At 55.2% G+C, this 25922-nt stretch carries 25 protein-coding genes; 13 read left to right on the top strand and 12 right to left on the bottom strand.

The window, feature by feature from the left end; genetic code table 11:
• Nucleotides 1-8: 8 nt before the first annotated feature.
• The 3 genes from AC6I8R_RS09855 to AC6I8R_RS09865 all read right to left on the bottom strand — a co-directional run bounded on the left by AC6I8R_RS09855 (nucleotide 9) and on the right by AC6I8R_RS09865 (nucleotide 2672).
• A complete protein-coding gene (locus tag AC6I8R_RS09855) occupies nucleotides 9-1517 on the bottom strand; it encodes an amino acid ABC transporter permease/ATP-binding protein (RefSeq protein ID WP_415174222.1) in 1509 nt (502 codons plus the stop codon).
• A 23-nt stretch (nucleotides 1518-1540) separates the two neighbouring features.
• On the bottom strand, nucleotides 1541-2356 hold the full coding sequence (locus AC6I8R_RS09860) for an ABC transporter substrate-binding protein (protein WP_415174221.1): 816 nt from the start codon (nucleotides 2354-2356) through the stop codon (nucleotides 1541-1543).
• Nucleotides 2357-2534: 178 nt separating this feature from the next.
• On the bottom strand, nucleotides 2535-2672 hold the full coding sequence (locus AC6I8R_RS09865) for a hypothetical protein (protein ID WP_415174220.1): 138 nt from the start codon (nucleotides 2670-2672) through the stop codon (nucleotides 2535-2537).
• A 238-nt stretch (nucleotides 2673-2910) separates the two neighbouring features.
• Here AC6I8R_RS09865 and AC6I8R_RS09870 point away from each other — a divergent pair, with 238 nt between their 5' ends.
• The 4 genes from AC6I8R_RS09870 (at nucleotide 2911) to AC6I8R_RS09885 (ending at nucleotide 5758) form a co-directional block, all read left to right on the top strand.
• Nucleotides 2911-3126 (top strand): DUF1471 domain-containing protein, encoded by a 216-nt coding sequence (locus AC6I8R_RS09870; protein WP_415174219.1) that lies wholly within the window; start codon nucleotides 2911-2913, stop codon nucleotides 3124-3126.
• Nucleotides 3127-3356: 230 nt separating this feature from the next.
• Nucleotides 3357-4193, top strand: a complete 837-nt coding sequence (locus AC6I8R_RS09875) for an alpha/beta fold hydrolase (protein ID WP_497832193.1) — start codon at nucleotides 3357-3359, stop codon at nucleotides 4191-4193.
• A gap of 307 nt (nucleotides 4194-4500) precedes the next feature.
• Nucleotides 4501-4869: a hypothetical protein gene (locus tag AC6I8R_RS09880; protein WP_415174217.1), complete on the top strand. Its 369-nt coding sequence runs from the start codon at nucleotides 4501-4503 to the stop codon at nucleotides 4867-4869.
• Between the two features lie 268 nt (nucleotides 4870-5137).
• A complete protein-coding gene (locus tag AC6I8R_RS09885) occupies nucleotides 5138-5758 on the top strand; it encodes a response regulator transcription factor (RefSeq protein ID WP_208725473.1) in 621 nt (206 codons plus the stop codon).
• Nucleotides 5759-5760: 2 nt separating this feature from the next.
• Here the strand turns inward: AC6I8R_RS09885 and AC6I8R_RS09890 are convergent, their stop codons facing one another.
• The 5 genes from AC6I8R_RS09890 to AC6I8R_RS09910 are packed head-to-tail and all read right to left on the bottom strand — an operon-like array spanning nucleotide 5761 to nucleotide 12949.
• The gene (locus tag AC6I8R_RS09890; protein ID WP_497832194.1) at nucleotides 5761-11328 is read right to left on the bottom strand and encodes an ATP-binding sensor histidine kinase; all 5568 of its coding nucleotides are present in this window, start codon (nucleotides 11326-11328) and stop codon (nucleotides 5761-5763) included.
• Nucleotides 11328-11711 (bottom strand): response regulator transcription factor, encoded by a 384-nt coding sequence (locus tag AC6I8R_RS09895; RefSeq protein ID WP_497832195.1) that lies wholly within the window; start codon nucleotides 11709-11711, stop codon nucleotides 11328-11330. Before AC6I8R_RS09895 ends, AC6I8R_RS09890 begins: the two co-directional genes overlap by 1 nt.
• A 44-nt stretch (nucleotides 11712-11755) precedes the next feature.
• Nucleotides 11756-12010, bottom strand: coding sequence for a XapX domain-containing protein (locus tag AC6I8R_RS09900; protein WP_021183232.1), 255 nt, complete (start codon nucleotides 12008-12010; stop codon nucleotides 11756-11758).
• A 2-nt stretch (nucleotides 12011-12012) separates the two neighbouring features.
• Nucleotides 12013-12213, bottom strand: a complete 201-nt coding sequence (locus AC6I8R_RS09905) for a DUF1427 family protein (RefSeq protein WP_036625194.1) — start codon at nucleotides 12211-12213, stop codon at nucleotides 12013-12015.
• Between the two features lie 49 nt (nucleotides 12214-12262).
• Nucleotides 12263-12949 (bottom strand): hydrolase, encoded by a 687-nt coding sequence (locus AC6I8R_RS09910; protein ID WP_415174212.1) that lies wholly within the window; start codon nucleotides 12947-12949, stop codon nucleotides 12263-12265.
• Nucleotides 12950-13216: 267 nt separating this feature from the next.
• Here AC6I8R_RS09910 and AC6I8R_RS09915 point away from each other — a divergent pair, with 267 nt between their 5' ends.
• Genes AC6I8R_RS09915 through AC6I8R_RS09930 form a run of 4 tightly spaced genes read left to right on the top strand, consistent with a single transcriptional unit; the run spans nucleotide 13217 to nucleotide 18002 of the window.
• The gene (locus tag AC6I8R_RS09915; RefSeq protein ID WP_415174211.1) at nucleotides 13217-15094 is read left to right on the top strand and encodes an amidohydrolase; all 1878 of its coding nucleotides are present in this window, start codon (nucleotides 13217-13219) and stop codon (nucleotides 15092-15094) included.
• Between the two features lie 4 nt (nucleotides 15095-15098).
• Entirely contained in the window at nucleotides 15099-15527 is a 429-nt protein-coding gene (locus AC6I8R_RS09920; RefSeq protein WP_415174210.1) for a DoxX family protein, read from the top strand.
• Complete coding sequence (locus tag AC6I8R_RS09925; protein WP_497832196.1) at nucleotides 15514-17133, top strand: MFS transporter; 1620 nt, start codon at nucleotides 15514-15516, stop codon at nucleotides 17131-17133. The genes AC6I8R_RS09920 and AC6I8R_RS09925 overlap by 14 nt, the downstream gene beginning before the upstream one ends.
• A gap of 50 nt (nucleotides 17134-17183) precedes the next feature.
• Nucleotides 17184-18002, top strand: coding sequence for an alpha/beta fold hydrolase (locus AC6I8R_RS09930; RefSeq protein ID WP_415174209.1), 819 nt, complete (start codon nucleotides 17184-17186; stop codon nucleotides 18000-18002).
• A 47-nt stretch (nucleotides 18003-18049) separates the two neighbouring features.
• Here AC6I8R_RS09930 and AC6I8R_RS09935 read toward each other — a convergent pair whose 3' ends face one another.
• The 4 genes from AC6I8R_RS09935 to AC6I8R_RS09950 form a co-directional block, all read right to left on the bottom strand.
• The gene (locus tag AC6I8R_RS09935) at nucleotides 18050-18775 is read right to left on the bottom strand and encodes a pirin family protein (RefSeq protein WP_497832197.1); all 726 of its coding nucleotides are present in this window, start codon (nucleotides 18773-18775) and stop codon (nucleotides 18050-18052) included.
• A gap of 237 nt (nucleotides 18776-19012) precedes the next feature.
• Nucleotides 19013-20014, bottom strand: coding sequence for a type I glyceraldehyde-3-phosphate dehydrogenase (gap, locus tag AC6I8R_RS09940; protein ID WP_021183224.1), 1002 nt, complete (start codon nucleotides 20012-20014; stop codon nucleotides 19013-19015).
• Between the two features lie 151 nt (nucleotides 20015-20165).
• Complete coding sequence (locus tag AC6I8R_RS09945; RefSeq protein ID WP_497832198.1) at nucleotides 20166-20600, bottom strand: helix-turn-helix domain-containing protein; 435 nt, start codon at nucleotides 20598-20600, stop codon at nucleotides 20166-20168.
• 233 nt (nucleotides 20601-20833) lie between these two features.
• Nucleotides 20834-21715, bottom strand: a complete 882-nt coding sequence (locus AC6I8R_RS09950; protein WP_415174208.1) for a LysR family transcriptional regulator — start codon at nucleotides 21713-21715, stop codon at nucleotides 20834-20836.
• Between the two features lie 106 nt (nucleotides 21716-21821).
• Here AC6I8R_RS09950 and AC6I8R_RS09955 point away from each other — a divergent pair, with 106 nt between their 5' ends.
• Genes AC6I8R_RS09955 through AC6I8R_RS09975 form a run of 5 tightly spaced genes read left to right on the top strand, consistent with a single transcriptional unit; the run spans nucleotide 21822 to nucleotide 25919 of the window.
• Nucleotides 21822-22787 (top strand): agmatinase, encoded by a 966-nt coding sequence (locus AC6I8R_RS09955; RefSeq protein WP_021183221.1) that lies wholly within the window; start codon nucleotides 21822-21824, stop codon nucleotides 22785-22787.
• Between the two features lie 15 nt (nucleotides 22788-22802).
• Complete coding sequence (locus AC6I8R_RS09960; RefSeq protein WP_021183220.1) at nucleotides 22803-23531, top strand: transporter substrate-binding domain-containing protein; 729 nt, start codon at nucleotides 22803-22805, stop codon at nucleotides 23529-23531.
• Between the two features lie 12 nt (nucleotides 23532-23543).
• The gene (locus AC6I8R_RS09965) at nucleotides 23544-24215 is read left to right on the top strand and encodes an amino acid ABC transporter permease (RefSeq protein ID WP_208723445.1); all 672 of its coding nucleotides are present in this window, start codon (nucleotides 23544-23546) and stop codon (nucleotides 24213-24215) included.
• Nucleotides 24216-24223: 8 nt separating this feature from the next.
• Nucleotides 24224-24988 (top strand): amino acid ABC transporter ATP-binding protein, encoded by a 765-nt coding sequence (locus tag AC6I8R_RS09970; RefSeq protein WP_437180277.1) that lies wholly within the window; start codon nucleotides 24224-24226, stop codon nucleotides 24986-24988.
• Nucleotides 24978-25919: an agmatinase gene (locus tag AC6I8R_RS09975; RefSeq protein ID WP_208723446.1), complete on the top strand. Its 942-nt coding sequence runs from the start codon at nucleotides 24978-24980 to the stop codon at nucleotides 25917-25919. Before AC6I8R_RS09970 ends, AC6I8R_RS09975 begins: the two co-directional genes overlap by 11 nt.
• The last annotated feature ends 3 nt before the right edge of the window (nucleotides 25920-25922 follow it).

Here is a 25922-nt window from a genome sequence, read left to right on the forward strand (position 1 = left end):
CTTTGCCCTCAGGCCGTGGCCATATCGTCAATAAAACGGAAGATGCGGTGATCGCGCATTTGACGAATCTCAGCCGGTGAAGCGTCAATTTCAATGCGCCCTTGCTCCATAAACACCACACGATCGGAAATGGCAAAAGCAAACTTCATCTCATGGGTGACGATCAGCATGGTAATCCCCTCCTCTGCCAGCTTTTCAATCACCTGCAACACTTCGCTGACGCGCTCCGGGTCCAGCGCGGAGGTCGGCTCATCAAATAACACCACCGCCGGTTTCATCACCAGAGTACGGGCAATCGCCACTCGCTGCTGCTGGCCGCCGGATAACTGATGCGGATATTTGGTGGCATGTTCCAACATGCCGACTTTATCCAGCATCGCCAGACTGCGTTGATGCAGATCTTCACGGCTATCGAGGTTGTGCAGACGCGGAGCCAACATCAGGTTCTCCAGCACCGTTTTGTGCGGGAACAGATTGAAGCCCTGGAATACCATGCCAAGTCGGGTGATCTGCGCCCGATAAGGCAAGGCATTTTCACGCTGACCGGCACGGATAAATTCTCGCCCCAGCAGTTCCACGCTGCCCTGGTCCATCGTCTCCAGACCATTGACCATGCGGATCAGGGTGGTTTTGCCGGAGCCTGAAGGACCGATAATTGAGATCACTTCGCCGGGCTGGACGCTAAGGTTGATATCCCGCAGCACCGTCTTGCCATTAAAGGCTTTACTCAGGCCGGTTAATTGCAGAATCGGTTTGGCTGACGCGCTATGGCTTTTACGTGTCTGCACCTGCGGTGCCGGTAAACGGGCTCTGGCCTGGGCGACATCAAAGGCTGCCGGGGTGCGATTCTGCACATCCCAACGACGCTCCAGCCAGCCGAACAGCCGTTCGAACAGGGTGACAATCAGAACGTAGTAACAGGCCACCGCCAGCAGCGTTTCCATCACCTTGAAGTTGTCGGTATACAGACGCTCACCCACCATCAGAATTTCTGACAGCGAGATCACCGACACCAACGAGGTCATCTTCACGATGGTGATAAACTCGTTCACCAGCGTTGGCAGTGAGATGCGTAATGCCTGGGGAATGATGATGCTCAAACGGATCTGGGCGTTGTTGAGTCCTAACGCCCTGCCCGCTTCAAACTGCCCACGCTGCACGGACAGCAAGCCACCACGGTGAATCTCAGCGATATAAGCGGTTTCGCTGATAATCAACGCCAGCAAACCGGCGGCGAATGGGTTAGAAAGCACGCCGCTGGTTGCCGGGAAAATTTGCGGCAGGTTAAAGATAAAAATCAGCAGCACCAACAGTGGCAAACTGCGGAACAGCCAGATGTAACAGGCAGCGGCGTTACGCAGCACGGCATTGCGCGACTGTTTTGCCAGCGCGACTCCCAGCCCCAGCACGATTCCGCCTAACCAGGTCAGCACACTGAGTTGTACCACCAGCCAACTGGCCCGCCAGAAGTCTGCGTAGTGAAATAAACTTATCAGGTAAGGCCAGTCAAATTGCATGCTTCCTCCAGTGCTAACCCTTGTTACAGCGTGCCTGCCAGCGCTTTGGCGGTTTCATCGGCATCCGGCATTTGCAGGTTGTATTTCTGCAACAGCGCTCGATAGCTACCGTCGCTCACCTTCTGTGCAAACGAGGCTTTCAGCGCGCTTAACAGCTGTGGATTGTCTTTATTCACCGCCAGTCCCACCACCACGGGATAAATCATCTGCTGAGAAGAGATTTTCAGGCGGTTACCGGTTTTTTCGACGGTGGCTTTGGCGACGGCAGCATCTTCGTACTGCACATCCACCGCGGCTGACAGCAACGCCTGAGTAGCTTCCGGCGAGGTCGGGAATTCACGTACCGAAATAGCCCCCAGCCCTTTAGGCTGACAGTAGTCAACAGACACCTTATTCAACCGGGCGATCCAGGCTCCGCCTTTGATCGATGCCACCCGCTTACCGCACAGATCTTCCGGTTTCTGCGGAGCAAAACTCGAGCTGGCGGTCACCAGCAGCGAACCCCCGGTTTTCATATACGGCAGGAAATCCACCTGCTGCGCCCGTTCAGGTGTGACGTAAAGCGTGGAAGCCACGACGTCGAATTTGTTGCTTTTCAGACCGAGGATCAGGCTGGCAAAACGGGTGTCCTTCACCACCGGCTTGAGCTTCATCGGTGAGGCGATCAGGTCAATAAACTCGGCATCAAAGCCCGCTGGTTTATCCTGTTTGAGGAAGTTATACGGCGGATACGTCAGGTCAGAGCCAATGGTCAGATTACCGGGCACAAGGGTGGCAGCCTGGGCCACGCTGAAAAACACAGGTGCGGCAAGACAGGCCATGCGTAACATCGTTTTCATAGTGGAGCCTCTGGTGTTGTTTGTTCAACAATGATTAAGCATTAAGTGTGCCAATTTTATCTTTGCTGATAATTCACGTCAGAAAGAACCGGCGCAGTTGAAAAACGGAGGCGGGATTGAACCAATATGGGGCAGTAAATCAGGGGTTATGCACCAACATAACCCATCATTACGAAAATTAGTGTCCGGCAAACTCGGTAAAGGCCACCAGTTGCCGTGTCAGGAAGCGTTTGGTGTCTTCATCCACCAGCACACCGTCAATCACCTTATGGCCGACATCGCCGTCCTGACTTTTATCGTCGCTAAAATAGCGCAAGCCGGACACGAGTCGATATAAGTCTATTATCTGAGGGAGATGGAAAAAAAGTAAGTTATACAGAAGGATAGTTAGACGAAAATATAATTGCTCACGCTGCCCTGATGATCTGTTATTCCTTCAAATTATCTGAAAGACTTCGCCAGGTATCCGCTATTTTGTTACCTCGCCCCGGTGTTTACAATTTATCCAATCGCAGCCAAACCTGCTTATAAATTGGATCACACAGGAAATCATCATGAAATCTTTCAACATTATTATTGCCAGTCTTGCCCTGCTATTTTCGGTGGTCAATGTGGCGCAAAGCGCACCGGCCCGCAGCACTCTGTTGGATGATGCCGCCGCTCGGGTCGTGATGCAGTCGAAAGAAGCCGGAGCTACCTGGAAAGTCGACAGTGAGCGTTATGTGAATCATATCGAGCCTGGCGCAGAGTTGATTAAATACACCCGGTAACACCGTCTCTCATGTACAAATTGAGCCGTGCTCCCGCCCTGCATTAATCGATGCAACCTTGTGAAATAAAATTGAAAAATCCTTAAGCCAACCGGTAATCAAGGCCGCCGGGACACGCTTGTGGCCCGACAGTGACAGGCTTCTCTGACTATACTTTCGCGGGGGAAAAATCGTGTGCCACCCCCGGGGCTGATGAAGAAAACCTTAAATATCAATGAGGAGTCTGTTCTATGGCATTTGTAACGACAAAAGATGGCGTGAATATTTTCTTTAAAGACTGGGGCCCCAAAGAGGCTCAACCGATTGTTTTCCATCACGGTTGGCCGTTAACGGCGGATGACTGGGACAATCAGATGCTGTTCTTTCTGGCGCAAGGTTACCGGGTGATTGCGATTGATCGTCGCGGTCATGGCCGCTCGGACCAGGTCAGTGACGGACATGATATGGACCATTACGCAGCAGATGCGTCAGCGGTAGCGGAACATCTTGACCTGCATAATGCGGTGCATATCGGCCACTCTACCGGCGGTGGTCAGGTGGCCCGCTATGTTGCCAAATATGGCCAGCCGCAGGGGCGTGTTGCCAAAGCGGTGTTGATCAGCGCGGTGCCTCCGTTGATGTTAAAAACCGCCAGCAATCCCAATGGCACCCCGCTGGAGGTGTTCGATAGTTTTCGCGCCGCGCTGGCGGCAAACCGTGCGCAGTTCTACCTTGATGTCGCTTCCGGCCCTTTCTATGGTTTCAACCGCCCAGGTGCAGAGATTTCCCAGGGAACGATTCAGAACTGGTGGCGTCAGGGGATGATCGGCAGCGCCAAAGCGCATTACGAAGGGATCAAAGCCTTTTCGGAAACCGATCAGACGGAAGATTTAAAGGCCATCACCGTTCCCACCCTGGTGTTGCAGGGCGATGACGATCAGGTGGTGCCCTATAAAGCGGCCGCCTTGTTGCAGGATGAGTTACTGTCAAACAGCATCTTAAAGATTTACCCCGGCTTCCCTCACGGTATGCACACCACCCACGCTGATGTGATCAACGCCGACCTACTGGCGTTTATTCGCGCCTAGTCTTATTATCGAAGCGGTTAATTCAGATGAATCAGGCAGAAGAAGTTAATCATATTTCCCTGCCTGTTTTTTATTGTGTTTTCCTGTAAAAAACATTCCACATCGGCATCAACTTTTATTTTTCATGATAATAATTAATAACAATGAATATGATAAGCCTGCAATATATATTAACCTGATTAACCTAATGAAAAACAGACTATTTTTTCAATGAAAACCCTGATTGACAAACACCCTTTCCCGACTAGATTTCAATATGTGACGCCATGTGTCGCTATTGAAATATAACCGAAGCCAGAGGTGTAACATGAGACTTTCTCTCAAGTCAGACGTGCCCGCATTGCAAGGAAAACTTGCTGAATATGAAAAAGATGAAACCATAACCAATATTGAAGTCCTGGAGTTAAGTAAACTCGCTGATGCTTATATGGCGAAAGTTCAGGCTGAATATTTGAATCTGGATAAAGACGTTTTCCAGGTTTGTATTGATGACATTTCTCAGGCAATGCAAAAGATGGCGATTGAAATGGAAAAAAACAAACCATCACAAGAAGATAGTGATAACCTGAATGCCGCCATACAATTTCAGTTAGCGCAACTGGTCATTAATTACAATCGCACCGTGGGTAAAGTGAAATTCAAATCCGGATTCCTCGCCCTCAGTAAAAACAGTTGAGCTCCCCTGTAGCGGCGCGATTTATCGCGCGCCCTGGCCTTTGATGCGTGATTTATCCTGGGCATTAAAACCAGCCAGAAAAACAGCGCGATAATTCACGCCGCTATCAACATTACCTGATGATAATGTTAACAATTGTGCTAACATGCACAGGCATTCTAACTACCATACATCTCGCGCAGGTTGAACCTGCCTTTTTTCGCACTATATTGGCTATTGAGCACGACTTTTAAACATCCGTGAAATTCAGGTTGAGAAGAGATCTTCTATGAATCACATAGTTTACGTTGTTGATGATGACGAGTCGGTACGTTCTGCTCTGAGTAACCTACTTAGCTCAGAAAATTATGACGTTATCGCTTTTTCTACCGCCCAGGCCTTTCTTGACTATGCGTTTCCACAGGTTCCCGGTTGTCTGATTCTGGATATTAATATGCCGGGTGCCGATGGTTTTGCCGTGGCGAATGCGCTGAATGCGCGTGGTTATGTTATCCCAACCATTTTTCTCACCGGTTTCGGCACCATTCCGGTTACGGTTCGGGCGATGAAAACCGGCGCTTGTGAGTTCCTGACCAAGCCGGTCGATCCGGATCGCATATTACAAGCGGTGGCCGAGGCGCTGGCGATCGCGGAAGAGAATCTGGCTTCCTCGCAGGAAAAGTACGATATCACGTCCCGTCATCAATCGCTGACGCCGCGTGAAAGTGAGGTGATGTTGCTGGCGATCAGCGGCCTGCTCAATAAGCAAATCGCCGCTGAGATGGGTATCAGTGAAATCACCGCCAAGGTACACAAACGTCGGGTGATGGAAAAAATGAATGTCCGTTCGTTATCCGACCTGGTGCGTGCTGCTGAACGACTGAATATTCTCAGCACGCGCCGTCGCTAATCTTATACGCTGGCTGGCGGTTCGGTGGGTAAGGTAAACCAGAACACACTGCCGCAGTCAGCCCGGTTTTCCCCTTTCAGCTCACCACAGTGCTTTTTAATGATGCCGTGACTGATGGTCAGGCCCATGCCCATCCCCTCTTTTTTCGTGGTATAGAACGAATCAAAGATATGTTCCTTCACCGCGTCAGGAATACCTGAACCGGTGTCCCGCACCTCAAAACGGATGGTATCCGGTGTGGGGTTAGCGGTGGCAAGCGTCAGGACCAGTCCACGATCTTCGATGCCGGTCATAGCATCAATGGCGTTCACCACCAGGTTCAGTAGCACCTGCTGAATCTGGATGCGGTCACAATAAACTTCCGCGTGCTCGGCGTGCAGCTTCAGCTCCAGTGAGATCCATTTACGTTCAATCTCGGCCCGTGAAAGCGCCAGGATATCGCGTGCAATTAAATGCAGGTTGGCTTTGGCATACACCGAGTCATGTTTCCGGGTTAACGCCTGCAAGCCGCGAATAATATCGCCGGCGCGTTTGCCTTCCTGCAAAATCTCATCAAGGCTGAAGCAGGCATTCTCAATATGGCTCTGCTCACGTTTCAGCCAGCGCAGGCTGGCACCGGCATGCGCGACAATCGACATCAGCGGTTGGTTGATTTCATGCGCAATTGACGCGGTTAACTGACCGACGGTGGTGGCGCGCGAAACCCGCGCCAAATCCGCCTGCGCCATCCGGGCGGCATCTTCAGCCCGGCGTTGTACCGTGATGTCCGAAATGGTGCCGAAATATTCTTTCACCTCCGGCCAGTTATTCACCGGATCGCCGATCCCTTTGATGTAACGACATTCGCCATCCGGGCGGATAATACGAAATTCCGCCTGCATGCTGATGCCGTTCTGTACGCTGTCGCTGACCAGGTCGTTGATACATTGATGGTCATCGGGGTGCACGAAGGTCATAAAATCCGCCATCGACAGCGTTTTCGGTTGTTCCGGCAAGCCGAGAATACGCAGATACTCATCCGATACCGACATTAAATCCTGCTCGATCTCCCAACTCCAGGTGCCGGTATGACTGATTTTTTCCCCCAGCATCAGCGAGGTCTGGCTGGCGCGTAATTGCTTCTCCACCCGGCGGCGATGGATGTTCTCCTCCAGCAATTCCGCATATAAACGGGCGGTTTCGATTGAAACGGCGGCCTGGGCGCTCAGGGTTTTCACGATATGCGATTGCTCGGCGGTAAACACGTCCGGCATCAGGCGGTTTTCGAGGTACAACACCCCAACCATATTGGCCTGTTTGAACATCGGAACGCACATCACCGCCGCTCCCGAGGAAACCAGATACGGGTCCTGACTGAAGGGGCTGAAATCCTCCGGCTTGCCGGTACGGATCTCCTGCCCGGTGCGGATCACCGCGGAAAGCACCGACAACGGTAAATCGCTGGCTGTCGGGCGTTGTTTAACGATCCTGACTTTGACGCCATCGGCATTCGCTTCCGCCCAGGCTTCCGTTTCCGGGATGTTGCCATCCAGCACGCGGATCAGCAGGCAGCGTTGTGCGCCCGCGCGCTCCAGCAGCATACGCATCAGGATATGGATCAACCGGTCGAGATTGATCTCCTCCGTCAGGGCGCGCACCGCCGTGACCACGCTCTCGAGGTCGCGAATCGATTCATCCTCAAACGGAATGGTGGTGAAGGCATTGCCCGGTTTTTGCGTCGCCAGTTGGGGATAGCGTTGCTCAAGCTGCCGCACTTTGGCGAGCGCCCCCCAGTTTTCCCAGCCGCTGATGGCCCCTTTTAAATAGGCATCGGCCGGGACATTCAGGTTCCAGGTCTTGGCACAATCCCCCGCCAGCTCGTAAGCCAATGCATTGATATGCACGTAACCTGCTTTGCGCGACAGATTGATTGCCATTTCGTACTGACTCAGCGCTTCGCCCACTTCTCCACGCAGACGCGCCAGTTCAGCAGCCAGTAGCGCTACCTTGTCAGCAAACAATTCGGGATTCAGCACCGACCACTGCACCAACTGCTCAAAATGCGCGTGGACGGTTTTGTGCAACGCAGCATTCGCCTGGCCGCTTGCCAGTGGGACGGTGAGCGTCAGGGCGCTGAAGAAATGTAAATCCATCAAGTAGATATAACCCGGTACGGCTTTGACCAGGTGCGCGGCTTCGGCAAAACAGGGGGTGGCCTGCGTATATTCACCGGCATAGAAATGCGCCATACCGCGATACAGCCACGACCAGAACAACACCATCGCTTTTGGCCCGGAAACGGGGCCAGGCTCGCTGCCGACCAGGTGAGTTGGAAAGGCATCGACACCGCTAAATTTTTCCCGACGGCTGCCGCGCAGATGCATCACCAGATGCTTTTGCATCAACAACACGTTTTCCACATCGGGATAGAACGATTTCTGCGTAAACGCCAGCCCTCGTTCAATGGTGGTCTGCACCGACTCCAGATGATCGCCGCGCGTCAGGTAGTTCATCACCTGATGACGCAATGAAAGACAGGCAAAGGATTTGTCGCCATGCGCCAGCGCCACATTGAAACTTTTCTTCGCGCAATCGATGGCGAAGGCCAGCGGTTGCGTCCAGATCCCCACTTGATCAAGAGGCAGCAACGTGCGGGCTTTAAAACGTAAAAAATTATGTTTCTCAGCCAGTTGGCTGGCGAGCAGCCCGGACTTAAAGCCGTAATGATATTCCTGGTAGCGGTCAGTAATCAGCACGCTAAACCACGACAGACCGAACACCGAGGCCCCGGCAATGCCATGATCCAGCGTCATATCGAGGATTTTGCACACCAGCAGCAGGTGCAGTTGGGGGCAATCGTACGACGACGCAAAGATGGTGCTGGCCATCAGGTTCAGCACCGACTCTTTTTCGCGATTCGCCATCAGCGGCAATACGCCCAGTGTGGCCGCCGGGTCTGGCCCCAGCCGGGCTTTCAGGGCATACCAGGCCGCGTTGCACTCCTCTTCGTCGGGATAGCGATTAAAGTGCACACCAAATACCGAAAGCCACGCCAGGGCTGCTTCCAGCGCGAGAAAGTTGTCCGACTGGCGCATATGAATTTCCGCCGACAGGCAGGCCGCGGCCGATTTCTCGGTCAAACTGCCGGGCATTCCGAGCAGCGCGGTACAGCGCGTTTGCGCCTCGTTAAGATTACCCTGCAAAAACTGGCACTCCGCCTCTTCAAAGCCGAGCAGGAAATGCTCGCCCTCGCCGCGCTGATCATTCAACACGCGCGCGGTGCGCAAATAGCGTAACGCAGAGGCATAATCCCCTGCCCGTTTGGCGCGCTGCGCTGCCGTCAGGCTAAGGTGAAAGTAGTTACGATGTTGCACCGCGTCTACCGGCATATCCGTCGCCATCGCAATATGATGCACCGCGCGGAACAGCATCTCATTGCCTTCGGCACGCGGTGCGGATGCAGCCAGCAGCGCTGCCGCCTGCTGATGGATAAGCAATTTCTGTCTGGGACCGATCAATAAAAACGCCGCGTCATGAACTCGCCCGTGGGTAAAGGCGTAGTCATTATCGGTAATGGTGATAAACCGTGCCGCCAGCGCCGGTCTTAACCGTTGCTGAACATGATGCGGGCGGGTGCCGAGAATCTGGCTGAGCAGTCCCAGTTGTCCTTTGGCACCGAGACAGGCCATGCTCCCCAGCAGTTGGCGTGTCGGCTCTGGCATCCGTTCCAGTTGTCGTACCACCAGGCTGGCGACATTATCGGTGTAATGACGTGCCCGCAAAGCACCTTGATCGTAATGCCACTTCAGCGGGTCCTGGGTATAGAAAATCAACCCGTCAGCGATCGCCTGCTTGAAAAATTCCTGTAAAAAAAGCGGGTTACCCCCGGTTTTCTCATGGATCAGCTGCGCCAGTTCAGTCGTTCCGCTGCTGCGGGTATGCAACATCCCGGCCAGCCAGCGCGCCACCATTTTGGCATTCAGCGGCTCAGGGGTGATCTCAGTCAGGCGTGCGGCCGCGCCACGGATACGAGTGAGAAAATCCGCTACCTGCGGGCAAGGCATCGATTCTGCGTCACGGTGGGCGATCACCAGCAAAAAAGGCAGATGATCATTACGCTGAAACACATTTTCCAGCAGTTGCAGGCTGGCCTGATCGGCCCAGTGTACATCGTCAATTAATATCACCAGCGCTTTGCCAGATGAGGCAAACGCCTTGATCAATGCGCACGCCATCTGATGAAAACGTTCGCGCGCATCGCTTAATGTATCGGTGGTCAGCACCGGCTGAGGGATATCCAGCAGTTGACGCAATTCCGGCACCAGTTCGATAGCCAGATCGCAATCATCACCCAACGCGCGCAGCAGACGCGCGCGCCAGACCATCACGTCGGCGGCAGACAAGCCAAGCAGATATAAGGTGAGCGTTCGGAACGCGGCGCTGAGCGCCGAATAAGGCACCTGCGGCGAATGTTGATCCGCTTTGCCGACCGTGAGCAGAATCGGCTTGTGTTGCAGCTTTTTCAGTGCCGACGCGATAATCGCTGATTTCCCTGCCCCCGGCGCGCCCCCAATCATTACCAGATGATGCGTGCCGCTGCGTTGTACTTCATCCAGCGCATCCAGTAACATCCGAGCCTGGGCATGGCCGGTAAACAGCGTTTCGACACGATAATTGCTGGTGAAACGCTCCTGAAGTCCGAGGGTAAAGGCAGCGATGGTGCCTTGTGGCGTCAGGGTCGCTTTGCAGCGTCGCAGGTCAGCCAGTAAACCATCAATGGTTTGGTAGCCATCCAGCGGCGATTTTGCCAGCAAACGCAGGATAATGGCCGACAGCATGGCCGGTACATCGGGGCGAATCGCTTCAGGTGGGCGCGGTGCGGTGGCCAGATGGTGATGGATCCACTCCGCCTGGCCAGCCTGCGGAGAGCCAAAGGGTAACTTACCGGTCAGCATTTCATACAGCACCACGCCGAGGCTGTAGAGATCACTCAGATTGCTGACCGGAAAAGGGGTGCGCCCGGTATGCTCTGGCGACATGTATGCCAGCGTGCCACCGGAGGCGCGCAGCGAATTTTTCAGTTGCGAATCCAGCGTCACCGAGGCAAGGCCAAAGCCCCCGAGACGAAAAGATCCATCGTTGTTCAGGAACAGATGCGCCGGTTTGATATCGCCATGCACAATGCCCTGATGATGCGCCTGACTTAATGGCAGACAGAGTTGGATGGCATTACGCAGGTAATCGGCAATCTGCTCGGGCGGCATCGCAATTATCCCCGCCAGCGTGCGATAAGGAAACGCCGGGTACACCAGCGCATAGTGTCCCTGATAGCGGGTGTGGCCGAGGGGTTTTACCGCCCAGCGGGTTGCCAGATGCGGGGCCAGCGTCAGCTCATTTTTAAGTAGCTGCGTCCCCTGAAATGCCAGTTCGTCACTGGCGGCGGTAGCGATTATAAAGGCTTCACCGGTCGTCTCTCGTCCCATTAGCCAGGCGATGCTGCCATCCTGCGCCAGTGGGGTCAGCACCATCTCGTCCGGCAAGGTGATTTTCTGTTCTTCGTTGCCTTCCTGCGGGAGCGAGATAATGCCCATTAGCGTGTTTCCCCGTGAGACAGTTCGTTACGTATGATGGTCAGGAGCGTATCAACATCAATAGGCTTGCGCAAAAAGGTCAGCGCGCCGAGCGCAATGGCATACCATTGCACCGCCTCTTCCTGCTCCGCGGAGATAAAAATCACGGGTAAGGTCACGGAGTGTTGTTGCAGGATGGCGAACAGCTCAAAACCGCTCATCCCCTTCAGTCTGACGTCGATGATCAACATGGCCGCGCCGGTTAACGCTTTGTCATCGCAGAGGAGTTCTTCGCCTGATTCGTACAGGCTGGTGGTGTATCCGTCAGAATGCAGTAAATTGCTCAGGCCATTACGGACTGAGCGTTCGTCGTCAACGATAACAATATGCTGTGGCAGCGTCATGCTGTAATCCTCCGATAATCCTCACGCAAGCGTGAGGATGTTCCTTAGGGTTCCTTCTCTCCTTCGGGCGGCGGTGTGCCACTGATTTTTGGCACACATTCGTGGCGGAACCAGGCCAGAGTCACCGGCTGACGGCGAATCAGCCGTTGCGCCAGCGGCACCAGTTGCTCCCCCACCAGCATGCCAAACAATCCCAGCAAGGCAATCACCGGTGGTGCCGGGGAATTCACATCGATCAGGCCGTAGATCACACCGGCCAGAACACCTACCCCCAACGAGATAACGTAGGATTTCAACATGTTCAGCCGACCTTATCAACGTGGGTGGTGATGGTGCTGGCCTGCGGCTGTGGCTTGACATGCGCCATAATCTGCCCACCAATAATCATGCCCAACAGGCCGACTAACGCAATCGCAGGCGGTGCTGGCGATCGTACCCGCAGTAGCGCGTAAAACAGCCCCACCAGCACGCCCGCCCCCAGAGAAATGATCAACGGATTCATCATGATCCTCCTGTGACCGGCACAACAGGTGCCGGTCAATCGCAGGGAATTAGCGTGCCGGAACCGGTGCCAGGGTGCGGTGCTCGCTCTCCTGACGTGAAGGTGCTTTGTGCACCATCGTGTAGGCATAATCCACGCCAATGCCGTATGCGCCGGAATGCTCTTTGGCGATCTTCATCACTGCGTCGTAGGTAGCACGGTGTGCCCAGTCACGCTGCCACTCCAGCATCACCTGCTGCCAGGTCACCGGGATCACGCCTGCCTGGATCATGCGCTGCATGGCATAGTCATGGGCTTCTTTTGAGGTGCCGCCAGACGCATCAGCCACCATATAGATTTCGTAACCGCCTTCCAGCATGGCGCACAGCGCAAAGCTGTTGTTACAGACTTCAGTCCACAGGCCAGACACCACCACTTTCTTCTTACCGTTTGCAGCCAGCGCATCACGTACTTTCTGGTCGTCCCATGAGTTCATCGAGGTACGTTCCAGAATATCCAGCCCCGGGAACACGTCCAGCAGCTCAGGGTAGGTGTAGCCGGAGAAACTTTCGGTTTCGACGGTGGTGATAATCGTCGGGATGTTAAAAACCCTGGCCGCTTTCGCCAGCGCGACGGTGTTATTTTTCAGCACCTGACGGTCGATTGACTGCACGCCAAACGCCATCTGCGGTTGCTGATCGATAAAGATAATCTGGCTGTTAAGCGGGGTCAGAACTTCAAGTTTTGAGTTGGACATGAATTTACCCATTAGAGGTTAGTAACTGGATTTCCGCGAACAAAGATACGGAGCAAAAGTGGCAGTCACCGGCTGGTCACTGTCCGATCTGAGTTTAGGCGGCATGGGAGGGCCGGACCATTATCTCTGTGTATAGGTATACGTTCGTATAGGTATCCCTTTGTATAACTAGACGGTGTTTCTCCCCGCTTACCATAATCCTGAGCTGATGGTGCGACCGCGCACTTCCCGTCCGGCCAACCCGGACATCTCAGTTCAGGAGGATCTATGGTGACGCTCGGTAAGGCAGAGCTGATTTTAATCAACGGCAAATTCCACACCGTCGACCGCGCCAACCCGGTAGCCGACGCTGTAGCGATTCGCGAAGGAAAATTTCTGGCGGTGGGCAGTCAGGCGGAAGTGATGGAACATCACTGCGAAGGTACGAAGGTGATCGACCTTAAAGGTCATACTGCGGTGCCTGGCCTGAATGACTCGCATCTGCACCTGATCCGTGGCGGTCTCAATTACAACCTCGAACTGCGCTGGGAAGGCGTGCCTTCACTGGCCGATGCACTGCGTATGCTGAAAGAACAGGCGCTGCGCACGCCATCGCCGCAGTGGGTGCGCGTAGTGGGAGGCTGGACCGAGTTTCAGTTTGCTGAACGCCGCATGCCGACGCTGGAAGAGATCAACGAAGCTGCACCCGACACGCCGGTGTTTATCCTGCACCTGTACGATCGCGCCCTGCTCAACCGCGCCGCCCTGAAAGTGGTGGGATACACCAAAGACACCCCCAACCCACCGGGTGGCGAAATCCAGCGCGACAGCAACGGCAACCCGACCGGCATGCTGATTGCGCGTCCGAATGCGATGATCCTCTACGCCACGCTGGCGAAAGGGCCGAAATTGCCGCTGGAGCTGCAAATTAACTCCACCCGTCAGTTTATGCGTGAACTGAACCGTCTTGGCCTGACCAGCGCCATCGACGCCGGGGGCGGTTTCCAGAATTACCCCGACGATTATGAAGTGATCGCCGAGCTGCACAGCAAAAAGCAGATGACGGTGCGAATCGCCTATAACCTGTTTACCCAGCGTCCCGGTCATGAACTGGAAGATTTTGAAAAATGGACCGATATGCTGACGCCAGGCCAGGGCAGCGACTATTTCCGGCATAACGGTGCCGGTGAAATGTTGGTGTTCTCCGCCGCCGACTTCGAAGATTTCCTTGAGCCGCGCCCGGATTTGGCCCCTGGTATGGAAGATGAACTGGAGCGCGTGGTGCGTCATCTGGTGGAACACCGCTGGCCGTTCCGCCTGCACGCCACCTACAACGAATCCATCAGCCGTATGCTGGATGTGTTTGAGAAGGTGGATCGTGAGATTCCGTTTAACGGCCTGCATTGGTTCTTTGACCATGCCGAAACGGTGACGCAGAAAAATATCGACCGTATCAAAGCCCTCGGCGGCGGCATTGCGGTGCAGCATCGTATGGCGTTCCAGGGGGAATACTTTGCGGAACGTTATGGCATCGAAGCTACCCGCCATACCCCGCCGGTGGCGCGCATGCTGGAAACCGGCGTACCGGTTGGCCTGGGCACCGATGCGACTCGCGTCGCCAGTTATAACCCATGGACCGCGCTGTACTGGCTGGTTTCTGGTCGTACCGTGGGCGGCATGCAGATGTATGACGTCAACGCGCGTCTCGACCGTGACACCGCGCTGATGCTGTGGACGCAAGGCAGTGCCTGGTTCTCGAGTGAGCAAGGTAAAAAAGGCCAGATCAAAGTCGGCCAACTGGCGGATATGGCGGTGCTGAGCAAAGACTTCTTCAGCGTGCCCGAGGAGGAGATCAAAGGGATCGAATCCGTGCTGACGGTGGTGGATGGCAACGTGGTGTATGCCGCCGGGACGTTCAGCAGCGAAGCGCCACCGACCCTGCCGGTACTGCCGGAGTGGTCGCCGGTGGTGAAGGTACCGGGCCACTACCGCAGTGCGCCTCCCGGTGCCACCACCCGCGTTGGCATGATGCCGCAGGCGCACCATTGCAGCGGCCCTTGCGGTGTGCACAGCCACCAGCATGATATCGCCCGTGGCGCTAACGTTCCGGTAGCCGAAGACAACGCCTTCTGGGGCGCGCTCGGTTGCAGCTGCTTTGCGTTTTAAACTTATGAAAACGTCATCGGTTTTCTCATTCCCGCCCCGGATCGATCTGGGGCTGTTCTTCCTGCGCCTGACCGGCAGCCTGTTGCTGCTGCATGTACATGGTCTGCCCAAGGTGTTTCATTTCCAGCAGGAACTGACGCGCATTGAAGACCCGTTCGGCATGGGGCCGTATATGAGCCTGATCCCGGCGATCATCGCCGAGGTTGTCTGCCCGATCCTGATCATTCTGGGTTGGTGGTCACGACTGGCCTGCCTGCCAATCATCGGCGTGCTGCTGGTGGCAATGCTGGTGGTGCACCCGGACTGGACGATTGCTGACGGCCAGTTTGGCTGGTTGTTGCTGATCATCTTCACTACCCTGGCGATCACCGGGCCGGGTGGCTGGCGTATCGGCGTCAAAGCAAAACAGGAGCTGCGTCATGGCTCAGGTTAATGATATGCACAGCGCGGTGGTAACGGAACTCCCGGCGCAAGCCGCCTCGCCGTGGCAACCGTTGCAGCAGCCGGTTTTCCGTATGCTGTGGCTGGCGACAGTGGTTTCCAACATCGGGTCATGGATGAATGATGTCGGCGTTAACTGGAGCATGTTGACGTTAAGCGCCGATCCGCTGTCGGTGGCGCTGGTGCAGGCCGCCAGCAGCCTGCCGATGTTCCTGTTCGCGCTGCCCTCCGGGGTGATGGCCGATATCGTCGATCGCCGTAAATATCTGCTGTTTTCGCAACTGTGGGTGTTTATCGCTGCCGCCGGTCTGACGCTGCTCTCCTTTTTGGGGCTGGTGACGCCGTGGGTGTTGCTGGTGGCGGCCTTCCTGCTCAGTACCGGTGCCGCGATGAGTTCACCGCCCTTTCAGGCCATCGTGCCGGATTTGGTGGAGAAACATGAACTGGGACCGGCCATCGCGCTGAACTCGCTCGGCATTAATATCAGCCGCGCCATTGGTCCAGCGCTTGGTGGTCTGATCCTCTCCTTTGCCGGTCCGTGGATGGTGTTCCTGCTCAATGCCCTGTCGGTGCTGGGCGTGGCCTGGGTGTTGTATCGCTGGAAAGCGCCCGCCAGCATCCAACGCCTGCCGCCAGAGCACTTCTTCCCGGCGGTGCGGGTGGGATTGCGCTACGTCCACGCTGCCCCGGTGTTTCGTAACGTGCTGGTACGCACCTTTGCCTTCTTCCTGTTTGGTAGCGCCGGATGGGCATTGTTGCCGCTGGTCGCCCGGCGTGAACTCGGTCTGGGGCCTGGCGGTTACGGCATTATGCTGGCCTGTATCGGCGTTGGTGCCATCTGTGGCGCGGTGCTGTTACCGGGCTTACGCAAAAAATTCAGTGCCGACCGCCTGATGGTGCTCGCCAGCATGCTGTTTGGTCTGACAATGCTGGCGCTGGCCTTTATCCGCCATTTCTGGTGGCTTAACGCCTGTGAGTTCTTTACCGGTTTTGCCTGGATTGCGGTGCTTTCCACCCTCAACCTCGGCGCGCAGCGGAGCGCGGCAAAGTGGGTGAAAGCGCGGGCGCTGGCGGTTTACCTGACGGTGTTTTTCGGTTCAATGACCGTCGGCAGTGCCGTGTGGGGACAACTGGCGGCCCATTTCTCCATTCCGCTGTCGCTGACCTTCGCCGCCGTCGGCATGTTTCTTTCCTGCGCGACCGTCTGGCGTTGGCGGCTCGATCAGGACCCGGATTTAAATCTGGAGATCCTTAACGACACCGACAACAACCCGATGCCCGAGATCCACCACAACCGTGGCCCGGTGATGGTCAGCTATGAATATGTGATCCGCAATGACGATGCCCATGATTTCACGGTGTGTATGCAGGATATGCGCCGGGTACGCCGTCGAGGCGGGGCCATCAACTGGTCGATTTATGAAGACGTGCTGCAACCGGGCATTTTCGTGGAAACCTTTGTCGTCGGTTCGTGGATGGAGCACCTGCGTGAAAAGGAGCGCTACACCATGAACGACCGCAAAATCCAGAGCCGGGTTTACGCCTTCCATCAGGGCGAAAGTTTGCCCGAAGTTCGTTATCTGGTTGCTCCGGCATGACGCCGCAACCCTGACATATCAACCCACAACAGCAATAAGAGGTCCATGCAATGAGCACGTTTAAAACCACAGATGGTACGCAGATTTATTTTAAAGATTGGGGCAAGGGTAAGCCGGTGCTGTTCAGTCACGGCTGGCCGCTGGATGCAGATATGTGGGACAGCCAGATGAATTTCCTGGCCGAACGTGGCTATCGCGTTATCGCTTTTGACCGTCGCGGTTTTGGTCGTTCCGATCAACCGTGGCAGGGCTACGACTACGATACCTTCGCCTCCGACATTAACGATCTGATCAACCACCTGGGTCTGGATAAAGTGACGCTGGTGGGGTTCTCGATGGGCGGTGGCGATGTGACCCGCTATATCGGCAACTACGGCAGCGCGCGCGTCACCAGCCTGGTGCTGCTGGGCGCGGTTACCCCTATTTTCGGTAAAGCGGCAGATTACCAGGAAGGCGTCGATTTGTCGGTGTTTGCCGGTATTCGCGACGGTTTGCGTAAAGATCGCGCCCAGTTTATTAAAGACTTTGCTGCACCTTTCTATGGCACCAATGCTGGCCAGACTGTCTCTGAAGGGGTGCTGACCCAGACGCTGAATATCGCCCTGCTGGCCTCGCTGAAAGGCACGCTGGATTGCGTCACGGCGTTTTCTGAAACCGATTTCCGCGCCGATATCGCCAAAGTGGATGTGCCGACGCTGGTGATCCACGGCAGTAACGATCAGATTGTGCCGTTTGCGACGACCGGTAAAGTGGCGGCGGAGATGATTCCCGCTGCTGAACTGAAGGTGTACGACAATGGCCCACATGGCTTCGCCGTGACCCATCAGGATCAGTTGAATGAAGACCTGCTGGCATTTCTGCAACGTTAAGGTCTGATACGTGGCGGCGCGATAAATCGCGCCGCCACGGAACATTATCAACGGGAAGGATGGTTCACTTCCTGCGGGCGCAGATCAAACAACAACACTTCTGCGGCCTCTCCCTCGCTAAACGTCAGTGTCTTCTCATTACGTACTCGCGCACCATCTCCGGCTTTGAAGGTCACGCCATTTACGGTGACGTTACCGCGTGCCACATGAATATAGGCGTAACGATCATCATCCAGCGTGATGGTTTGCTGCTCGTCGGCATCGAATAGCCCGGCATAAATCCGCACGTCCTGGCGGATGCTGAGTGCGCCCTGCTCACCCTCTGGTGACACAATCAGCCGCAGATTGCCGCGTTTTTCATTCTCTGGCACCGAGATCTGCTGGTAGCCCGGCGGGGTATTTTTCTCATCCGGCACCACCCAGATTTGCAGGAAGTGCACCCCGTCTTCGCTGGAGTGGTTGAACTCGCTGTGCGTCACGCCGCTACCGGCGCTCATCAGTTGCACATCACCGGGGACAATCACCGAGCCGGTACCCATTGAGTCTTTATGTTCCAGCGCCCCTGCCAGCACATAGGAGATGATCTCCATATTGCTGTGCGGGTGAGCGCCAAATCCACGGGCTTTTGCCACCCGGTCATCATTAATCACCAGCAGGTCAGAGAAGCCCACCTGTTTCGGGTCCCAATAGTTGGCGAATGAGAAGGTATGGTGTGAATGCAACCAGCCGTGGGCACCGACACCACGTTGTTCTGACAGGCGTTGTTCAATCATGATTTGCTCCTTAATCTTCTGTGTTTAACCGGATAAAGGGGGTGTTTCCCTTCGTTGAACACAGATTAAGGTAAACAAATTTGCCGAACAATTACGTCAATCTGCAATCAGTGTAACGATTTAGTGGACAATCATGTGATAAAAAAGCCCGATAAATCGCGCCGCTACGCAAGTCTGTCGCGGCGTGATGCATCGCGCGCCAGTTTGTAGCGGCGCGATTTATCGCGCGTCAGGCAATTACAGATTGGAGAACTTATGCAGCACCCGCACCAACTGGGTGACAAATCCGTATTCGTTGTCGTACCACGACACGGTTTTCACCAGCTGGACATCGCCCGCTTCGCTGATTTCCGTCTGGGTGGCATCAAAAATCGAGCCAAACGGCAGACCAATCACATCGGAAGAGACAATCGGGTCTTCGGTGTAATTAAAGGATTCGTTGTTTTCACATGCCAGCTTCAGCGCGGCATTGATCTCCGCCACCGTCACCTTTTTATCCAGCACCGATACCAGCTCAGTCACAGAACCGGTTTTGACCGGTACGCGCTGCGCATGGCCCTTTAGCTTGCCGGACAGCGCCGGGATCACCAGACCAATGGCTTTAGCCGCCCCGGTGGTGTGCGGAATCACGTTTTCCACCGCTGCGCGGGAAGCGCGGAAATCTTTACCCCGAGGCCCATCTACCAGCGCCTGGGTACCGGTATAGGCGTGCACGGTGGTCATGGTGCCAACCTTAATACCAAAACTGTCGTTCAACGCTTTCGCCATCGGAGCCAGGCAGTTGGTGGTGCAGGATGCCACCGAGATAATGGTGTCATCGGCGGTCAGGGTGTCGTCATTGACGTTGAAGACGATGGTTTTCATCTCCCCGGCCGGGGCTGAGATCAGCACTTTTTTGGCCCCGGCATCCAGGTGCGCCTGGGCTTTTTCCGCCGAGGTGTAGAAGCCGGTACATTCAATCACCACATCCACACCGAGATCGCCCCAGGGAATGTTCTTCGCTTCTTTTTCGGCAAACACCTTGATGTTGTTGCCGCCGACCACCAGGTTCTGCCCCTCCGCGCTCACGGTCGCCGGGAATGCGCCATAGTTGGAGTCATACTTCAGCAGGTAAGCCAGCATTTCTGGTGAGGTGAGATCGTTAATGGCAACAATTTCAACGGGTTCTTTTTGCTCCAGCAGGCGACGCAGAACCAGTCGACCGATACGTCCAAAGCCGTTAATACCGATTTTTTTCATAACAGAAGTCCTTGCCAATGGTGAAGAGGAATTCAATAACAACCGGGAAAGATGACAATTAAATTAACGCAACTGCGGCCTTTGCCCCACACATTCTGTGCGCAAAAAAACACCAGCCTGGCGGCGGGTGTTGGCAGGTTGAATGAAAGTGTTATTTTTTCATCAGGTTCCTGGTGATCCTGAAAAAGGCATGCTTATCGTTAGCATGTAAAAGCCTGATTTCACCCGGCGTGGCATGCATATATTTTTTATAGACGCGGGTGAAGGTTTGCTGACTGGTAAAGCCATTTTCCACCGCAATTTCCAGCAAGGTTTTGTCGCTGTGGATAATGGCGAAAGTGGCTCTGATAACCCGGCGCAGACGCATATATTCACCGAGGTTATAGCCGGTCACCTCGCGGAAAATACGTTGAAAATGCCAGTGACCATAACCACTTTTGCCGGTGATGGTACTGACACGAATCGTTTCGTCATACAGGTGTTCTTCGATCCAGTGAATAATGTCATCCACCACCGAATAAATCATTTTGTCTTGCGTTGGATAAAAGGTCGGCAAATACGGTTTTACAGCAGTGATAGCATTCATATCACACCCAGCTTTGCAGAGATTGGCTGACAATATCAGTCATGCGCGCTGGAAAAGGTAGTTATACAAATGGATAGGTATACGAAGGGATAATTGATTTGTTGCTCAGGACGCGCGATAAATCGCGCCGCTACGGTAGAGCACGCGATTTATCGCGCGCTGTTGATATGAATTATCTATATCTGGCACCGACACTCCCCGCCGAGTCATAACCAAAGCCGATTACCCCGCCATTACATCATCTGCTGTGCCTGGCGCAGTTCTCTGATCATTTGTTCTGCTGCCGGGGAGACGGGATAGGCGGCATGGGTGACGGCATAATGAGTCACTGTCCATGTCGGTGAGTCCGGTACGCTGACCAGCGGAAAGCGCGTCTGCATCAACTGTGCATAATGGTGCGGCAGGATACCTACCACATCGCCCGCGGCAATCAGCATCGCTACCGCCTCAATCCCCACCGCCTCCGGTCCCCGGCTCAGGTGCAGACGCGCCAACGCGTCCTCAACAAACGGCTGCTGTGCTCGCCAGACCAACGGTAACTGCCGCGCGCGCAACTCATTGCCAGCCAGCGTATACAGGCCGTGCGACTCGTCAAACAGATCGACATAGTGCAGTGACGGGGTCTTCTGGTAATCCATCACCCCTTTGATGGCAATGTCCAGTCGTCTGTCCAGCAGCGCCTGAATCAACTGCGATCCTGCCATGACGCTTAACGATAGCTGGACTCCCGGTGCATGGTGGCGCAACGCGCGCAACGCCTGTTGCAGATGCGAGCCGCTGTGGCTGATGACATTGTCGGTGATCCCCATCACCAGTGGCCCGGAAATCACGCCGCGACTGGCATCCATCGCCGGGAATATGCGATCCAGCGCGCCTAACGCTTCGCGGGCATACAGCAGCGCTGACTCCCCCGCCACCGTCAGCTCAAAGCCTTTCGGCCCGCGCGTACACAGCGCCGTTCCGAGGGTTTCTTCGATCGATTTGATCTGACGACTGATGGTCGCCTTGGTCATATTCAGGGATTTCTCAGCAGCAGAAAATCCGCCAGATTGCGCCACTGCGCAGAATATTCGCAAGGCGCGCAGGTCTTTCTCATTCAATGTCCGGGGTTTCATGGTTGCTGTTTCCGTAACCGTGATTACAAATAAGATCAGTTTTCCTGGTAAACCGGCATCCCTACACTCGCCTCAGTTCGTTTTTCGCCAATACCAGGAAATCATTATGTCTTTACCGTTAACAGTGCCACCGCAAACTAATCATAAATCACTGCTGTTTTCCGAATTAGCCCTCGATCTCGATAATTTGCAAGCACATTTTGCCGTGCTGGGGATGCCTTACGGCGCGGCTTACACCCCGCAGGACTACAACAATGACCAGGTTCGCGCTCCGACCGCCATTCGTCAGGCCTCCGATCGTGTCATTCGCAGCCCCGAACGCTACGACTTCGATATCGATGGTCCGTTATTGCAGGGCCGGGATGACGTGCGTTTTGTCGATTGTGGCGATGTCCCGGCTGACCTCAATGATCCACGCGGTCACTTCGTTCGCGCCGAACAGGCCGTGCGTAAGATTCTTGCCGCCGGTGCGATTCCCATCGTCCTGGGTGGCGATCACGGCATTACCAACCCGATCCTGCGCGCCTTTGACGATCAGGGGCCGATCACTATTGTCCATCTTGATGCGCATCTCGACTGGCGTGATGACGTCAACGGCGTGACTGACGGCTTATCCAGCCCGATGCGCCGTGCTTCTGAACTGCCGTTCATCAAAGACATTATTCAAATCGGTATGCGTGCTTCAGGGAGTGCCCGCCAGGAAGAAGCCGATTATGCCCGTGAATGGGGAGCCAAAATCATCACCGCTTATGAGCTGCATGATCAGGGTATGGACGCCGTGCTGGCGCAGATCCCGGACGGCGGTCGCTATTACCTGACCATTGATGCTGATGGTTTTGATCCGGCGGTGATGCCTGCCGTGGCTGGCCCGGCACCGGGCGGCGTGACCTTTGTTCAGGCACGTAAACTGATTCACGGTTTGGTGAAAAAAGGCCGGGTGGTCGGCATGGATATCGTTGAAATCCAGCCGGCCAAAGATGTTCATCAGCTCTCCTGCATGACCGCAGGCCGTCTGGTGCTCAATTTGATTGGTGCGGCAATTCGCGCCGGTTACTGCGACAGCAATATTTAACCTTTTGGAGGACCTATGACTCTTCGCTCGCTTCTGCTCAGTGCGCTGCTGTTTTCATCTGTTTCTCAGGCTGCTGACCCTATTCGGGTGGCGATTGATCCCACCTTCCCGCCGATGGAATATATCCAGAACAACCAGCGTACCGGCTTTGATGTGGATTTAGCGGCCGCCCTGTCGAAACAGATGGGCCGTCCGTTGGTGTATACCGATATGGATTTTAAAGCGATGGTGCCATCGGTGTTGGCGGGACGTCAGGACATCGTGTTATCTGCCATCTACATCACCGACGACCGCAAAAAAGTGGTGGATTTCACCGACCCCTATTTCTCTGCCGGACTGGTGGTGATGGTGAAAAAAGGCGACACCCGCATCAAAACGCCACAGGATCTGGCCGGTAAACGCGTTGCCGTGCAGGTCGGCACCAAATCGGTCAAGGTGTTGGCGGATCAGTTCCCCAGCGCACAAACCGTAGAAGTGGAAAAGAACGAAGAGATGTTCAACTCACTGGAAGCGGGCCGTGCCGATGCGGTGGTGACCGGTAAACCGGCCGCGCTGCTTTACAGCAAAACCCGTGGCACCACGCAGATCCTGCCGGAACCGCTCACCCACGAAGAGTACGGCATTGCGGTGAGCAAACGGGAGCCGGAACTGCGCCAGCAACTCAATGACGCGCTGAAAGCCATCAAAGCGAACGGCACTTACGATGCGTTGCAGAAAAAATGGTTTGGCACCGCCGCACAATAAGCCGGGGTAAGCATGGTTGAATTTGATTTTACCCCCGCGTTTGCGGCCTGGCCGGAGTTGTTGTCAGGGGCCTGGGTGACGATTGAGGTCACCCTGTGCGCCCTGCTGATCAGCTGCTGTCTCGGTACCTTAATCGGTCTGGGGAGGCTCAATCCCCAGCGCAAACTGGTGTGGTGGCTGTGCAACAGTTACGTGGTGTTCGTCCGTGGCACGCCGCTGCTGGTGCAGCTGTTTATCCTCTATTTCGGTCTGCCCTATTTTAACATCGTTATCCCGGCCTTCGTCTGCGGCATTATCGGTCTGGGATGCTATTCGGCGGCGTATGTCTCTGAGCTGGTACGCGGTGCAATTTTGTCGATCGATCGTGGGCAAACCGAAGCGGCGCGCTCAATGGGGATGTCCGGTGCCCAGGCGATGCGCCTGATTATCCTGCCGCAGGCGTTGGTACGCATGGTGCCGCCGCTGGCTAATGAATTTATTGCGCTAACCAAAAACTCCGCACTGGTTTCGCTGGTGACCATTCACGACCTGATGCATGAGGGGCAGAAAGTGATCAGCGTCTCCTACCGCTCGCTGGAGGTTTACATCGTGATTGCCTTTATCTATCTGCTGATGACCAGCAGCACCATGCTGCTGCTGCGCGTGGTGGAGAAAAAACTGCGTGCCGGGGGGATGGTGCAATGAGTACCGCCATCATTGAGGCGCTTAACCTCGATAAGTATTTCGACCAGCACCATGTGCTGAAGCAGGTCAGCCTGTCGGTGGCTCGCGGTGAGGTGGTGGTGATTATCGGCCCCAGCGGCTCCGGTAAAAGCACCTTTTTACGCTGCTGCAACGGCCTCGAAGTCGCACAGCTTGGCAGTATCCGCCTGTGTGGCCAGCAGTTATTGCAGGATGGCAAACTGCTGACCGAGCCGGACCTGAATATCCTGCGGCGTCAGGCGGGAATGGTGTTCCAGTCCTTCAACCTGTTTCCCCATCTGTCAATTCTCGACAATGTCGCCATTGGCCCACACAAAATTCTGAAACAGGGACGCGCCTTCGCCCGGCAACTGGCGCTGGAACTGCTGGAAAAAGTCGGGCTGGCGCATAAGGCACAGGCGATGCCTGCCAGCCTTTCCGGTGGTCAGAAACAACGCGTTGCGATTGCCCGCGCACTGGCATTGCAGCCCGAGGTGATGCTGTTTGATGAACCTACCTCGGCCCTCGACCCGGAACTGACCAGGGAAGTGCTGGAGGTGATGAAGCAACTGGCGCAGGACGGAATGACGATGATCATCGTCACACACGAAATGAACTTCGCCCGTGAAGTTGCCGACCGGCTGGTAGTGATGGAGGATGGTGTGATTGTCGAGCAAGGTCCGACCCGCACGCTGTTCTCCTCCCCGACTCACCCGCGTACCCGTGCGCTGTTGCAGCATGCGCTGATTTCCGCTGGAGAAAAACATGAGCATTAATCTGCGCGGCAGCGAACGGCTGAACCGCGCGTTTACCGGTATTCCCACCTTTCTGCGCGCGGATTATTGCGCCAGCCTGAGCGAACTGAATGCGGCGGTGGCGGTATTTGGCGTGCCCTTTGATGAAGGTTCCCCCTGGCAACCGGGCAGCCGTTTTGCCCCGCGCAGCATTCGGGAACATTCAATGCGTTTTGCCCCGACGGGTTTCTTTGATGTTGAGCGTCAGCAACATTTCCTGACCGATGTGGTGACGCAGGGGCGTCTGGTGGATGTCGGGGATGTGGATGTGTTGCCAACCAATGTGATGGGTACCCATGACAATATCAGCGCCATGACGCAGTCGATTCGCCAGCGTCAGGCGATTCCCGTCGCCATCGGTGGCGATCATTCGGTATCCTGGCCGCTGATTCGCGGCATTCAGGAGCCGGTGCATGTGGTGCAGTTCGATGCTCATCTCGATTTCGCGCCGGTCACCAACGGCGTGCATTACAGCAACGGGCAACCTTTCCGCCATATCATGGCGCTGGAACAGGTACAAAGCCTGACGCAGATTGGCATACGCAGCCGACGTGTGCGCCCCTCGGAATTCAGCGATGCCACGGCACAAGGCAGCACCATTATCACGCACCAACAGTTCCGCCAACGCTCAGCCGAGGCGCTGTTTAACCATCTGCCCGCCGGGGAAAAATGCTACATCAGTATCGATATTGATGTGCTGGATATGGCGCTGGTGCCCGGCTGTGCGTCCGCCGAACCGGGTGGGATGCAATATGACGAACTGCTGCGGTCGCTGTTGGCGCTGATGGCACGCATGGAGGTGGTGGGGATTGACCTGGTGGAGGTTAACCCGCAACTGGATGTTGCTACGGGTGTCACCTCATATCTTGCTGCTCATCTGCTGGTGGAAATGCTGGGCCACCTGCTGCAATAAGCG

Source organism: Pantoea sp. X-Soil-OKNW-713, assembly GCF_059730685.1.